This is a genomic window from Cohnella terricola, assembly GCF_007786475.1.
GTDB classification, from domain to species: Bacteria; Bacillota; Bacilli; order Paenibacillales; family Paenibacillaceae; genus Cohnella; species Cohnella terricola.
Window position 1 is genome coordinate 1 of record NZ_VNJJ01000032.1, and the last position, 13,496, is coordinate 13,496.

At 50.2% G+C, this 13,496-nt stretch carries 11 protein-coding genes and 1 pseudogene; 8 read left to right on the top strand and 4 right to left on the bottom strand.

What is annotated here, in order from left to right:
• Positions 1 to 397: 397 nt before the first annotated feature.
• Positions 398 to 1,597, top strand: coding sequence for an MFS transporter (locus tag FPZ45_RS25005; RefSeq protein WP_144707385.1), 1,200 nt, complete (start codon positions 398 to 400; stop codon positions 1,595 to 1,597).
• Between the two features lie 32 nt (positions 1,598 to 1,629).
• Here the strand turns inward: FPZ45_RS25005 and pdxR are convergent, their stop codons facing one another.
• Positions 1,630 to 3,066 carry a MocR-like pyridoxine biosynthesis transcription factor PdxR gene (gene pdxR / locus FPZ45_RS25010; protein WP_144707386.1) on the bottom strand — a complete coding sequence of 479 codons (1,437 nt, stop codon included), beginning with the start codon at positions 3,064 to 3,066 and terminating at the stop codon, positions 1,630 to 1,632.
• A gap of 216 nt (positions 3,067 to 3,282) precedes the next feature.
• On the opposite strand from pdxR, the gene FPZ45_RS25015 reads away from it, so the two are divergent.
• The 4 genes from FPZ45_RS25015 (at position 3,283) to FPZ45_RS25030 (ending at position 7,143) form a co-directional block, all read left to right on the top strand.
• Positions 3,283 to 4,236 (top strand): carbon-nitrogen hydrolase family protein, encoded by a 954-nt coding sequence (locus FPZ45_RS25015; RefSeq protein ID WP_144707387.1) that lies wholly within the window; start codon positions 3,283 to 3,285, stop codon positions 4,234 to 4,236.
• A 67-nt stretch (positions 4,237 to 4,303) separates the two neighbouring features.
• On the top strand, positions 4,304 to 4,849 hold the full coding sequence (locus FPZ45_RS25020; RefSeq protein WP_144707388.1) for a GNAT family N-acetyltransferase: 546 nt from the start codon (positions 4,304 to 4,306) through the stop codon (positions 4,847 to 4,849).
• A gap of 64 nt (positions 4,850 to 4,913) precedes the next feature.
• Entirely contained in the window at positions 4,914 to 6,074 is a 1,161-nt protein-coding gene (locus FPZ45_RS25025) for a WG repeat-containing protein (protein ID WP_186438574.1), read from the top strand.
• Positions 6,075 to 6,804: 730 nt separating this feature from the next.
• Positions 6,805 to 7,143 carry a winged helix-turn-helix transcriptional regulator gene (locus tag FPZ45_RS25030; RefSeq protein WP_144707390.1) on the top strand — a complete coding sequence of 113 codons (339 nt, stop codon included), beginning with the start codon at positions 6,805 to 6,807 and terminating at the stop codon, positions 7,141 to 7,143.
• Between the two features lie 59 nt (positions 7,144 to 7,202).
• Here the strand turns inward: FPZ45_RS25030 and FPZ45_RS25035 are convergent, their stop codons facing one another.
• Both FPZ45_RS25035 and FPZ45_RS25620 read right to left on the bottom strand, forming a co-directional pair.
• Positions 7,203 to 7,949: a hypothetical protein gene (locus FPZ45_RS25035; protein ID WP_144707391.1), complete on the bottom strand. Its 747-nt coding sequence runs from the start codon at positions 7,947 to 7,949 to the stop codon at positions 7,203 to 7,205.
• 130 nt (positions 7,950 to 8,079) lie between these two features.
• On the bottom strand, positions 8,080 to 10,110 hold the full coding sequence (locus FPZ45_RS25620) for a LuxR family transcriptional regulator (protein ID WP_222430819.1): 2,031 nt from the start codon (positions 10,108 to 10,110) through the stop codon (positions 8,080 to 8,082).
• 215 nt (positions 10,111 to 10,325) lie between these two features.
• Between FPZ45_RS25620 and FPZ45_RS25045 the strand changes: the two genes are divergently transcribed.
• The 3 genes from FPZ45_RS25045 (at position 10,326) to FPZ45_RS25055 (ending at position 13,167) form a co-directional block, all read left to right on the top strand.
• Positions 10,326 to 11,777, top strand: a complete 1,452-nt coding sequence (locus FPZ45_RS25045; protein ID WP_186438575.1) for an outer membrane protein assembly factor BamB family protein — start codon at positions 10,326 to 10,328, stop codon at positions 11,775 to 11,777.
• A 128-nt stretch (positions 11,778 to 11,905) separates the two neighbouring features.
• A complete protein-coding gene (locus tag FPZ45_RS25050) occupies positions 11,906 to 12,634 on the top strand; it encodes an AfsR/SARP family transcriptional regulator (protein ID WP_144707393.1) in 729 nt (242 codons plus the stop codon).
• A gap of 62 nt (positions 12,635 to 12,696) precedes the next feature.
• Entirely contained in the window at positions 12,697 to 13,167 is a 471-nt protein-coding gene (locus FPZ45_RS25055; RefSeq protein ID WP_144707394.1) for a GlcG/HbpS family heme-binding protein, read from the top strand.
• A 131-nt stretch (positions 13,168 to 13,298) separates the two neighbouring features.
• Here the strand turns inward: FPZ45_RS25055 and FPZ45_RS25625 are convergent.
• A pseudogene (locus tag FPZ45_RS25625) lies at positions 13,299 to 13,496 on the bottom strand (IS4 family transposase); the annotation flags it as partial.

Genomic DNA, 13,496 nt, shown 5'->3' on the forward strand with positions numbered 1-13,496 from the left:
GAGTCATGTTGATATTCCTCCGATGAATGTTGTCTCGACAACCTCATTCTAAGAGAGAACTTTCAACATGGCTTTATTTAATGTTTACCAACAGCCATTTTACACAATTATATGGACTCTACTCTGCCCTCCCGGAATAGCTCGATTAAATCGAGCTACTCGCTCGCAAAGACGCTGCCCTCCCGGAATAGCTCGATAAAATCGAGCTACTCGCTCGCAAAGATGCAGCCATCCCAGAATTGTTCGACTAATTCGAGTAACTCCCCCGCCCTAGTAATTCAAGAAGCGCAAATAAGTTGCTGCTAACGATATTGTCCGCAATGGTTTATAATGGAAGAATGAGAAGGGGACGGAGGCTCTGTTGCCTGCACAGGCGAGCGAAGGAGAGGAAATGCGGATGAAATCGACATTGTCGGCGGACATCAAACGCTTCTTCAATATCCGAGGGGCGTGGCCGCTCGTCGTGGGCATGTTCTGCTACGGGATCGGTACAGGGATCCTTGCCCCAATGAACGCGATTTACTTACAGGAACGGATCGGCTTGTCCAAAGGCGAGATTGCCGCGATCTTTGCCAGTGCCTTGCTGTTCAACATGATTCTCACGATGACCGTCGGCATCGTCAGCGATAAAATCACGAACAAGAAGGCGCTCCCGCTTGCGGCCGCCTTCGTTTGCATATGCGGGCTGTTGCTGTATATGCGCGCGGACGGGTTCCCGTCGGCCTTCGCTGGCATGGCGATCGCCACGGCGCCGTCCGGCATGATCATGGGCCAGCTGTACGCGATGGCGCGGAAACGCTTTACGAAGGAAGCGGGGGAGATCGTCGAGATGGCGATGCTGTGGCTGCGTGCCACGTTCAGCGTCGGTTTTTTCGGCGGACTGCTGCTTGGAGCCAACCTGTATTTGATTGCGACGTTTCGTGGCGTACTGTGGGGGAATTTGGCGGGGTACGCGATTTTGTTCTTACTGCTCTGGATCTACAAGGATGTGAAGGAGGCGGAGAACAAGCTACAAACCGACCGGGGCGAGCCGTTCTCGATATGGATGCTTGTCGCGCTCTTGCTGCTTGGCTGCGGCGATGCGATCCGCGGCCTGTACTTGCCGCTCGTCGTCAACCAATTGTTCGATAGAGCGGAGCTGATGTCTTATTTATGGAGTGTGCAGGCCGTCTTCGAGCTCGTCTTTATGACACTGACCGGCTATTGGGCCGCGCGCTATGGCAGCAAGCGCATCATTTTGCTGGGCAGCCTGTTCGCGCTCGCCACATACGCAGTGTACGCGTTCGGTCCGCCGCTTTCCTTGTTTTTCTTGATGCAGCCGATTCATTCTTTTTACGTTTCGATTTTTTACGGCGTCGCCATGGGGTACGTGCAGCGCATGTTTATCAGCCGCGCTGGTTTCGGCGCAAGCTTGTACGTGTTCATCACGCAGGCCGCAACGTTGGTGGGATATGTATTTCCTCTTGTGATCAAGGGGATTACTCCGCGCATCTTCCTGATCGGGGCGGCGCTCGTCGTGGCTGCGATCTTCTGCATGATCAAGAGCGACGTACGCATTGCCAAATCCAAATCGAGGCCGCTCCACGAGTCGGGTTGAAGCACCGGGAAAGACATTCAGCGTTCGATTCGTTAGACGGTCAAGCTGCGCAGAGCTTCTGCGAACTTCGCGATCCCTGGACCGATCTCCTCGGCCTGGGGTCTGGCGAACGTAAAGCGGACATAACCGGAATCCGAGCCATATACGCTTCCAGGCACGAACACGATGCCTCTGCGGATCGCCTCCTCGAGCAGTTTGCCGTCATGGACTTCCGGAACGAGCCTGCACCATAGGTGCAGGCCTCCTTCGGGAACGGTGAATTCGATCTGCCCCGCTAGCTCCCGCCGTAATGCCTCGATCAACAGATCGCGTTTGAACAGCAATTGCATGCGCAGACGGTCCAGATGAGGCTCGAAATAAGAAGATTTCAGAAATTGCGCAGCGACTTGCTGGGGAATGACGCTGAGCCCGAAATCCATCTGCTGTCTGGCGTCCGCCAGCCGCTCGACGATGGAACGGGGGGCGACCATCCATCCGATGCGCAGCCCGGAGGCGGCGATCTTGGAGAAGGAACCGATATAGAGGACAGAGCCGCTGGGGTCCGATGCTTTGAGCGGTGCGGGCGCATCCCCGCGATAAGCTGTCAATCCGAAAGGATCGTCTTCCACGACCGGCAGGCCGAGCTCGCTGACGACGTCGAACAGCTCCTTGCGCCGTTCTTCGCTCAAGACGGTTCCGGTCGGATTCTGGAAGTTCGGATTCAGGAACACCATTTTGATGCGATGCTTCTTATATAGACTTCGAATGGCCTCCGGGCAAATGCCGTGCTGATCGACAGGGAGCCGAAATAACCGCAATCCCGCAGATTGGAACATAGGCAGGGAGTAGCAATAGGAAGGATCCTCGATCGCCACGGCGTCTCCCGGTGACAGCAAGCATTGTGTAATCAGAAAAAGCGATTGCTGAGACCCGGAAGTTACCAGGATCGACGACTCGGTCGTCTGGATGCCCCGGTATTGCCGCAAGTAAGATACAAGGGCTTCCCGCAGCGGGGTGTACCCCTGCGGATTAACGTATCCCAAATAAGAAGTATAGCGATGTTCGCTCATGAGCGAAGCGATTTCTTCGTTCGGGGCCAGGCCGCCGGATAGCTCTCCGCTGGCGAAATCGATCAGATCAGGGTGCTGATGGAGCGCTTCCCGGATTCTGCGCATAAATGGCAAGTTCGGTAGGAAGTTTCCGCCTTCGGCGTATCTGCTCCAATTAGGCGTATGTCTGGGAAGAGCCCCCCATTTCGTCTTGCTGACGCGGGTTCCGCTGCCCGTCCTGCTTTCGATGATACCCGTTGCCCGCAGTTCGGCGAACGCCAGAATGACGGTGCTCCGATTGACCCCTAGCTGCTCCGCGAGCTTTCGTTCGGAAGGCAGCAAGCTGCCCGGGGGAAATTCTCCGTACGATATTCTACGCTCCAGATGGTCGGCGATTTGTTCATAGATCGGTTTATTGCTTTGGCGATTGGGTTTCCACATTGGATTCGCCTCTTTTAACGACAGTTTATTTGTGAATTCTATCATAGCATTGAAACTCCGAGCGTAATGCGCATGTTTATAGCGTATCCATGACAATTATATTTCTATTCTTTGAACATGGAGGGTGCAAAGAGCAGAAAATTGGATGGTTTCATGTGCGGCACTTTCTAATATCATTGTAATCAAATCGGAAATGTAGAACTGGAGGCGGGTATCATGAAAGAATCGAATGTGATCGTAGCGGTAGTTCAATCTTCGCCCATTCTGTTCGACAAACAATCCGCGATGGACAAAATCGTCGCCATGACGACGGATGCGGCGAAACAGGGGGCTCGACTGGTCGTGTTCCCCGAAGTGTTCCTGCCGGGATATCCACGAGGGTTAAGCTTCGGAGCTCGCGTCGGCAGTCGCACAGACGGCGGAAGAAAGGACTGGGAACGTTATTGGGCAAGCGCGATTGACATTCCAGGAGGGGAAATCGGGACCTTATGCGAACTAGCGAAAGAATTGGGAGTCTATCTGATCGTCGGCGTCGTGGAGCGGGATCGGGAGTTTAGCAGGAGCACCTTATTTAACTCGATGGTGTATATTGGACCAGATGGCGAGCTCTTAGGCAAGCATCGCAAGCTTGTCCCGACCGGGTCCGAGCGGCTGCTATGGGGACAAGGGGATGGCAGCACACTAACGGTCATCGAGACACCGTTCGGAAGGGTCGGCGGTTTGATCTGCTGGGAGAACTACATGCCTCTTGCCCGCACGGCGATGTACGCGCAAGGTGTCGATATTTACGTAGCGCCCACGGCGGATGCCCGCGATTCGTGGCAGTCGACGATCCGGCATATCGCTTGCGAAGGCCGATGCTACGTTCTCTCCAGTAATCAATACGCGACCAAATCCAGCTACCCCACGGATCTAGCCCACTACGAGGATCTGAAGGACGACCCCGAAGTTCTTTGTATAGGGGGGAGCGCAATCGTCGGACCACTCGGCGATTACGTCACGGAACCTCTCTATAATCAAGAAGGAATCCTGCTTGCGAATCTTGATCTTTCCCGGATCGCGCAGAGCCGGTTCGATTTCGATGTGGTGGGACATTACAGCCGCCCGGATGTATTTCAACTGATCGTGAACGACAGAAAACAAGAAATCGTGCGTTCCATACGAGATTGAGATTGAGATTGAGATTGATAGCAGGAAGGATACGGTACTTTGGACTTTACGGAGATTGGAGTAGCTTATGATCATTGATTCGAAGGATTGCCAAGCCAAAGGGCTCAACTACACGATTAGGTCCGCGGTGACGGGCGACGCCAAGTCATTATCTGATTTAAGGCTCATTATTGACGGCGAGACGGAAAATATGGACCGAGAAAGCGGAGAAGCGTATATCGATGTGCCTGGATTTGAACGGATAATCGAGGAGGACACGCGCAAAGCGAGCAACTTATTTCTGGTAGCCGTCGTTCGGGATGCCATAGTCGGCTTCTCCAGATGCCAAGGCTTTGAGCTGAACAGATTTTCTCATAAAGCGGAGTTCGGCGTTTGCGTGTTGAAGGATTATTGGGGTTACGGGATCGGTCAAAATCTATTGCACGAATCGACTTCATGGGCAGATGCTAACGGGATTCATAAAATCGCTTTGAGTGTAGTGGAGACGAACGATAAGGCGATCCGGCTCTATCAAAAGCATGGATTTGAAATCGAAGGTATTCTCAAGAAGGATAGGCTGCATGCGGACGGGATGTACTATAATACAGTCATCATGGGAAGAGTTATCGATTAAGTCGCGGTATTGCCTAATATTTTCCTCTTCGATATACTTCTTGATGGAGGAAGGGGAGAACTTCATGAGTAAGAAGCTCGGCAAAAGCGTACGTCTAATGCTCTTAATGTTAGTTGGAGGCGCACTCTCGGTGAATACCGTCGGCGCAGCGGACAAACAAGAATACAAACTGCATAAGATGTACAATTACGAATATGGATTGACGGGTTACTTTGATATGAACGGCAAGGTCGTTATCGAACCGAAATATAGTACGGGGTTTAATTTCAGTGAGGGAGTCGCCGCCGTATGCGACGAAACTCGACATTGTGAATTTATAGACGAGCAGGGAAACGTGGTCATCGAACGCAAATACTACATAGCGGTAGATCCGGATGAGATGGGTTTCTATGAAGGTCTGGCATTAGTTTCATTGGCTTACCATCGGAATTCGGAGAAGAGGGTATTGCCCAATGAAAAAGCTTTTATCGATCATAACGGGGAAATTCGCTTTATGGCACCGTACGACGCAGTCGGCAATTTCTCCGAAGGGTTGTCGGTCGTCGCCAAATACGCCGGCGGGGGGAAGTACAATTATGGAGCGATCGATAAGGAGGGGAACGTGGCGATCCCGCTGCAATATCGCCGCATGAACGCCTTTAAGGAAGGTCTGGCTCTATTTCAGGACAGCAAGGGTTTTTACGGTTACGTCGATAAGACCGGCAAGGTCGTCATTCCCGCGAAATATCGCAGAGCTCACGATTTCAGCGAAGGGCTGGCAAAGGTAAAGATCAACGACAAGTTCGGATTTATCGACAAAACCGGCAAAGTCGTCATTCAACCGGAATATTTGGAATCCTCGACAAATGGCGATTTCCATGAAGGCTTGGCGGTGGTTGATAAATTTCTACGATACGACAGTAAGCTGAATATGGGGTTCGTGGACACATACGTGATCGACAAGAAAGGGAAAATCGTTATCAACGTCACGAAGAAGTTTCCGCAGTATGACGGAGTATCTGATTTTCACGAAGGCTGGGCATATATTCAGATTGACAACACCATTGGCAACTTCATCGATAAGAACGGAAATCTAATGTTCAAGAAGCATCGCAAGCGTATCAGCGAATTCGATCGTGGCCTGGCTTTGATTCAACTAAGTTACGATAGCAAGACTCGGATCGCGAAATACGCGCATATCGACAAGACGGGTAAACAAGTGTTTGTTTTCGATAGGCAAGAGTAAACGGTTCTGGAATACCATTCTATTCTATAGATGGAATACTCGATGATGAGCTGATCGAAGATCGGCTCTGCGCATGCGATCTATAACAATAGAACGAGAAAAGGCGATGCTTCCATGCATCGCCTTTCCTATTTCGATTAATTTTGAATATAAATCCATTTTAGGATTTTGTATAGAGTGAAATTCCATAGTAATTGAGTCTTTTGATTTTAGCGGATTATTTTAGGCGGAGAGATGTAAAAATGAAAAGAAATAAAAAGATGACTTTATTGCTTTTTTTCTGTTCTTCCTTTCTATTTATGTTATGTACTATTTTAATTTTCTCTTTTTTCCCATTCTTCAAATATTGGTATTATTTTTTCAACATCTTAAGTTTAGTGTCTCTAATTACTTATGTAATGGTTGGGTATAAATTAGAGTACAAAGAGGATATAACGGAATTCATAGTCTCCGTATCATGGCCAAGTATCCTATGTTGATAATAAACCTATTCAAGGGTTTAGTTGATCCTAGCGTATTTTTATTGCTCCCGTTTAACTTTATGCCTATTTTATTGTTTTTATTTGGTGTAAATCTTAAGTTGCTAACTAGTGCTAGGTAAAGTACAGGTAAAAATCAGAGAACATAACGATCGCTTATCGCAGCCTATGCAATCGATTACACAAAAGCTATAATTGACTGGTAAGAAGCTATACGAAATATAGCAACGCGCAAAGGAGTAGAGTTGAAAGTGAGCCAAAAGGCCAGTAGTTATATTCCGAAGACGCCGGTGCACATTGAATGTAACATCGAGAAGACACTGGATGTTTTGGGAGGAAAATGGGCATTTCTCGTCATCCGTGAACTCTTCAACGGTACGCTTCGTTTCGGGGAGCTGCAACGTAAAATACCCAACGTAAGCCCTCGCGCTTTAACGAGTACATTGCGCCATCTTGAGGATCAAGGCGTGTTGGAGAGGAAAGTGTATCCGACAGTGCCCGTGACCGTGGAATATACCTTGACGCCCAAAGGCCACGACCTGCATGTCATCTGTCACGAGATGAAGCTTTGGGCGGCGCGCTGGACATAGGTTTCCTTAATTATAGAACGAGAAAAGGCGATGCATCCACGCATCGCCTTCCCTTTTACTTAAGGGTTCTTTGAGGAAGAATCTCCGTTGTCAAAATAAGAAGTGTCGACGATTCTTGCGTAAATGTACGGATTCAACAAGTGGCTTTGCACATGGATTTTGACTTTCTCCAGCCCTTCCACGTTAAAGACCATTTGCGTCACCGGATCGTCCGGACTTACTTTATGCATCTCCAGAGCGGTCTCGGCGGCATTCCCGGCGGCTTCTCCCGCATTATATAGCGTAAACTCCACCTCATGTTCTCCGGGACTAATAACCGCAGCGTTCAAGACAAGCCTTTTATATTTGCGATCGATCTTAAATACGATGTCTCCATACTGATCGATCTTTAATATTTGCTTGAATTGCGTATCTTTCACTAAGGTTTCGGCAGGATCTTTTGTTGACACCGCATAGATATTGTCGATCTCCATCGGAACGGCGAAGATCGGCGTCTTTTCTCCGGGCTTGCCCCCAATATAGATGATTTGACCGGAGGCGTCTAGGTCGATCGGAACTTTGAGGGCTTCCGCCAACGCGCGAACAGGCAAGTAGTTGGTGCCGTTATAATAAATCGGGCTGAGCGGTTTTCCCTTCGTGTCTTTAGGCTCCCAACGTTCGCCATTCAACACGAACGATACGCTTCGGTTGAAGAAGGCTTTGATCGGTTCCAGATTGGCCGCCGCATATGCGGATCCGAATGAACTGACCAGCATGGAGACAATAAAAAATGAGATCAATACGGTTTTCTTGGACATCCACTTCAACTTCGATCACCCTCTCTTATCGTATAGGAGTTGCCGATGCTATCGGAACATACTATACAAGGGTATCATCGCTTATCGTCAGCGGATATTATCCGAAAGTGGTATTTAAGTAGAAGTAAAGCTGTCGCTTTCATTGCCGAGAAAATTGTTCGTTGTATCGGTTTATGAATTGTACGCGGTTTTTGACATGATATTTTTTGAAAATATTAGAGACATGTTTCTTGACCGTTGCTTCGCTGACGTACAGGAGCCCGGCAATTTCCATGTTGGAGTTGCCTTGAATCAATAGATCGACGACATCCCGTTCCCGTCTGGACAATAGTTGCAGTCCTTTATCGGCGTCATCCCGAATTTGCGCGAGGCCGAACGATGAGATCATCCGATCCAAATATTCATGAAGCTTGTTTCCTCTCGTATCCAGAACGAAATAGGGGGTCGGGATTTGATCGTCGTAATCGAAGTGCATGATATCCTTCGCTTTCTCGAATCCCAAACTTTGAAATATGGCATGAAAGAAAGGGATCGAAGGGGCGGTCGTGACGACCAATCTAGCAGATAGCATATAAGAGATGAAAGTGAGTCCCGCGGCCTGCCGCATGGATAGATCCGCGTAATCGCGAACATCGATCATTGCTATGAAGTAGCCAGCGCTCGCTTCCCTCGAAGTTCGCATTTCCCGAAGCTTGGATTCCGGAAGACTGGCGAAATACGTCGATGAAGGCGGGCGGGAAAACAAATAATCCATAGTTCCTTCATGGATCGGCACGATAACCGCCAGCCCGCATACCGTTCCGTGCACGTCTCGTATCAGTTTGACAATATTGGGGTCTAACTCATACAGCTCTTGCAGATCCCAATGCATAAACCCGTAAAGACCTTCTTCCGCCGAGATGACATATTCATAACGCTCGTTTGTCTCCAAGTCGGTCGGGAGTATCCTTACGTCTTGAGCGTTGGCGCGACGGTGTTCGATATAATGGAGAGCTTCGTCCCAATTGGTTCGGTCCAGAGATTCCAGCAGATAAGAAACGGATTGCTGATAGAACAGCGTCCGAATCAGACGATCTCCTATGTAATAAACCCAATCCGCGTTCCCCCAAGGAAAAGCAATCTTGGCGGGCGACTGTCTCATGCGGAGGTCGTAATGCATAACGCAACGTTTCCAAAGCTTGTCGTAGAATTCCGGCGTCCGCAGACGCATTTCGTGTCCGATGGCATCCCGCAACATATCGTGCAGCATCCAACCGTGATCAACCCTTCGTATGAAAGAATGTCCGATCAATTCTAAGAATTGTTCGGAAGCGACGGGCCTTTCCAAGACAAAGCTGAGCAATTCCTGATTGAAATGCCGAAGAACGGCGGTCGCTTCTACCAGTTCCCGGATTTCCCGGTGCGGAACTTCCTTCAGCCATATTTTCACGACATAGGGGAAAATATCTTCGCTCGTCGAGCGCGTGGATCGAGACAATGTTCGGGCTAACGTCGTCGATACGAATAACGATAGAGTTAACGGATGCCCCTTCGTTCGAGTCCACGCGGAGAGTGCCTGATCATCCTTCGTCATACCCGAACGTTCCAAATAAATTTTAACGGCTTCGTAACTTAAGTCCGTTACCGGCATTCGGACGATGAGCCGCCGCCAGGCCGGGGAGGTTAGCCATTGGCCCTGCAGAGGGAATCTGCCGGATATGATCGTCAGCACGTTCGGACTCATATATGCGAGAAATTCATCCCGCAGCCAATGCTCCATCTCGCCGATTTCTTCGAACGTATCCAGGGCGAGGATCAGTTTACCTCTGCCGGCAGCTTTCTCTATTTCAAGCAGGACGAGTTTTTTGAGCGAATGGATGTCTGTATGCCGCTTCCCGAACCGGCGGAGCGGATATTGAAGCAAATGCAGCAGATGCAAACAAAATTCGAGGGGGTTACGGGAGCATGCCTGACTATCCAGATAGAGAGAAGGAATTCCGGCGTTGTCGGCAAGCCGCAGGAATTCGTCTAACAAATAACTTTTGCCCACGCCCCCGGTTCCATAAAGATTAACGATTCGTTCTTCCGGGTGATGATCCGCCAATATGTTCAGGAACAAAACGATCTCTTTTTCCCGTCCTACAAGATATTGCTGCTCTAACCGTTCGATCTCGCTAGCCGTTTCTAGCATCCGCTTCTCCTTTGACATAGCGTTCCGTTCACCTCGCCCGCGCAACGTCTTCTTGCATGTCTATTTATTCTCTTTTGTGGATTTGAAATCCTTTTTCTTAACGTTTTTGCAACGCTTCGCGCTATAAAATAGATGCAGCCGCGATCCGAAGCGGTAGTCCCAACATACGGAAAGGATCTGGTCCCATGTGGAATATAAGGTGGAGAACGAGAAAAATGCTCATCTCCGCTCTGGCCGCGTTTCTGATTTCGGTTATCGTCGTCCCCGCTGTGGCAGCGAAAGAGGATACGCAAACTAAAATAAACCCCAATCTGTTGAATGAAGCGATCAAAGAGACGATCAAGGTTAACCCGAAAATGGAACTGAAAGCGACGGATATCATAAAAAATCTTCCCATCATTCCCATCGAAAACCGCAAAGGGACGATACGTTGGGAGAGGGAATTCAGCTCATCGGTGAATTCGTCGGTTACGGTCGGCGAAGATGGCGTTCTATATTTAGTTACGTTCGATAACGTTCTGTATGCGCTTCAACCAGACGGAACCTTCATATGGGGCTTAGGGCTTCTTCACGGCCTTGTAAACGGTAAGCCGGCGATCGGTCCCGACGGCACGATCTACGTGAATACTTGGGATCATCTATTGATCGCGGTCAACCCGGACGGGACGAAAAAGTGGGAGTTCAAAAGAGGAGGCTCCGAAAAGATCAGCGTGGGAGGGCGCTCCGTCAACTCATCGCCTGCGGTAGGCGTGGACGGTACGATCTACATCGCGGCTTCGGACGAACCGAAGCTGATCGCGGTCAACCCCGACGGAATGAAGAAATGGGAGTTCACAGTCGCCGGAGCCGTGAGCACCCCCGTACTTGACGCGGACGGCACGATATATATCGGCTCGACCGACAGCCACTTGTATGCCATCAAACCCGACGGCAAGAAAAAATGGAGCTTTACGGTGAAAGCCCCTATATTCTATTCCGATCCGGTACTCGGAGCCGACGGCACGATCTACGTGGTGTCTTACGATTCTTTTTTCTACGCCGTTAATCCGGATGGCACGAAGCAGTGGAGCTACGATTACAAGGTGAGAACGACACCGGCCGTCGGAGCGGATGGGACGATCTATGTTGGAGGCAACAAAAGGCTGATCGCCGTCAATCCGAACGGAAAAATCAAATGGGAGCTGGCGGGAAGCGTCGGGGGGTATACGAACCCGCAGATCGGTACGGATGGTACGATCTATTTCACCCATAGAGCGGTTGGTTATGCGGTCAATCCTAACGGATCCGTGAAATGGGAATTTGAAGGTTTGTCGGTAGGGAACGAACTTGCCATCGGTAGCGACGGTTCAGTCTATACGTCCGGCACCGCGAATCAGGGGAACATCTTGTACGCGCTCGGGACTGTCGCCAGCAGCATCAAGATCAATAAGAGCGCTGTCGCTTTGAAGGCCGGAGAAAGCGAAACGTTGATCGCCACGGTTATGCCCGAGGACGCGCCGAACAAACGGGTAAAATGGAGCAGCAGCGACAAGACTGTGGCGGCGGTAGACAGCGGGGGAAAAGTGACCGGCATCGCTCCGGGCAAAGCGAAGATCATTGCCACCGCGGAAGACGGAGGGTTCATTGCCGTATGCAACGTAACGGTGTCCGCGGCTGCGATTCCATAAGAAAAGCAATCGAATGCTACTAAATTACAACTTTCGGATAGTATGAGCCGACTTCAAACCGTGTTACGATGCGGATTAACCTATTCCGTTTCTGAGTGCGGCACAGGTTTGACAGGAGGTTTAATAACTTGCGGGCATGGACCTTTCGGTTATTGGGTGGATTTAGAATCGCCGTCGACGGCGAGACGATTGCGAGCCTTTCCGCTGGAAAAATCAGTCTGCTATTGGCATATTTGATTCTTGCGGATGATCTTCCGATAAGCAGAAAACGAATCGCTTTTGATTTCTGGCCGGATTCTACGGAGCGCCAAGCGCTGGCTAATCTACGGAAATTGCTTTACGATCTGCGGGATCGCTTGCCGCAAGCCGATCGGCTTCTGAAGGCGACTCCCGCGTTTTTGCTATGGGAACATGAAACGCCGATCTATTCGGACGTGAAGGAGTTCGAACTTGCTGCCCGCGGTGTCACCCTGCCGGATTTATATAGAGCAGCCGAACTGTACCGGGGAGAATTAATGCCCGGGTACAATGCGGAATGGCTTGAGGCCAAGCGTCAATCGCTGGCACAGAAGCATGCGATGGTCTTGGAGAAGATCGTCACCCTATTGGAAAGCCGAGGAGAATATTCGTCGGCCGTTTTCTATGCCAATCAGCTTCTCCAGCATAACCAATTAAGGGAAGAGACATATCGTTCTTTAATGAGGCTGCATGGGCTTAGTCACGACATGGCAGGCGTCGTGCGAGCATACAGGCAAGCTTGTTCCGTTCTGCAAACCGAGCTGGGAATCGCCCCTTCGGACGAAACGAAACGACTCTATGAGAAGTTTGCTCAGAGTCAAGAAGCGACAGGGAGATGACCTAATCACGGTTTCCGTAACGTCTTCATACCTTGTAGCAGTATAGGCATAGGGGTGAGGATTTGGATAAACTGACATTGGAGACGGCTAGAAAATTGCTGGCTGTCGCCGAACAGAAATCGCGACAGATGGGATTGAACAGCAATATCGCGATTGTCGACGACGGAGGGAACCTGGTCGCGTTCGAACGAATGGATCATGCGCGCATTGCGGGAATCGAAATCTCCCAAAATAAAGCATGGACGAGCGTGAGCATGCAGATGCCGACGGCGAATCTCGCCCAGACGGCGGCTGCCGGGGGTCCCGCGTTCGGGATCAATACGACGAACGGCGGCAGAGTCGTTATTCTCGGAGGGGGTATTCCCTTGACGAGTGGAGGCCGAATCGTCGGCGGCATCGGCGTGAGCGGCGGAAGCAGCGCGCAAGACATTGAGGTGGCCACGGCCGCGGTTCAAGCGTTCGATGCGATGCAAGGTAAGCCGGGGGCTTCGAACGTCAACGCTCGCATCGGTTCGTCTAGAATCTATACCTAAAACAGGCGATACGGTAAGTCCCGGCTGAGGACGACCGTATCGCCTTTATGTCTGGATGTTGCCTAAGGCCACTCATTAAATTGCGGCCATGGGAACTAAATCTGTAATCCGGCGAAACCCAAGCCTGTTGATTAACCAGATGATGGGAGAGGGAACACCAGATGGTTAGCTACATAAATCACCCATTCCAAGGGTAATGTCTGTAAACTAAATAAGCGATCAAAATCGGCAAACGTCAACCGTGCGCTCCAATGGACGGTTGCGTTTCCTTGATCGAACACGTATTTTAGCAGGACATAAACGATTAACGCCGTATACAACTGACCATA

Excerpts from the sequence above, each read along its gene's own strand:
- FPZ45_RS25005 (WP_144707385.1), top strand. The coding sequence starts at position 398 with ATGAAATCGACATTGTCGGCGGACATCAAACGCTTCTTCAATATCCGA.
- pdxR (WP_144707386.1), bottom strand. The coding sequence starts at position 3,066 with ATGTGGAAACCCAATCGCCAAAGCAATAAACCGATCTATGAACAAATC.
- FPZ45_RS25015 (WP_144707387.1), top strand. The coding sequence starts at position 3,283 with ATGAAAGAATCGAATGTGATCGTAGCGGTAGTTCAATCTTCGCCCATT.
- FPZ45_RS25020 (WP_144707388.1), top strand. The coding sequence starts at position 4,304 with ATGATCATTGATTCGAAGGATTGCCAAGCCAAAGGGCTCAACTACACG.
- FPZ45_RS25025 (WP_186438574.1), top strand. The coding sequence starts at position 4,914 with ATGAGTAAGAAGCTCGGCAAAAGCGTACGTCTAATGCTCTTAATGTTA.
- FPZ45_RS25620 (WP_222430819.1), bottom strand. The coding sequence starts at position 10,110 with ATGCTAGAAACGGCTAGCGAGATCGAACGGTTAGAGCAGCAATATCTT.
- FPZ45_RS25045 (WP_186438575.1), top strand. The coding sequence starts at position 10,326 with ATGCTCATCTCCGCTCTGGCCGCGTTTCTGATTTCGGTTATCGTCGTC.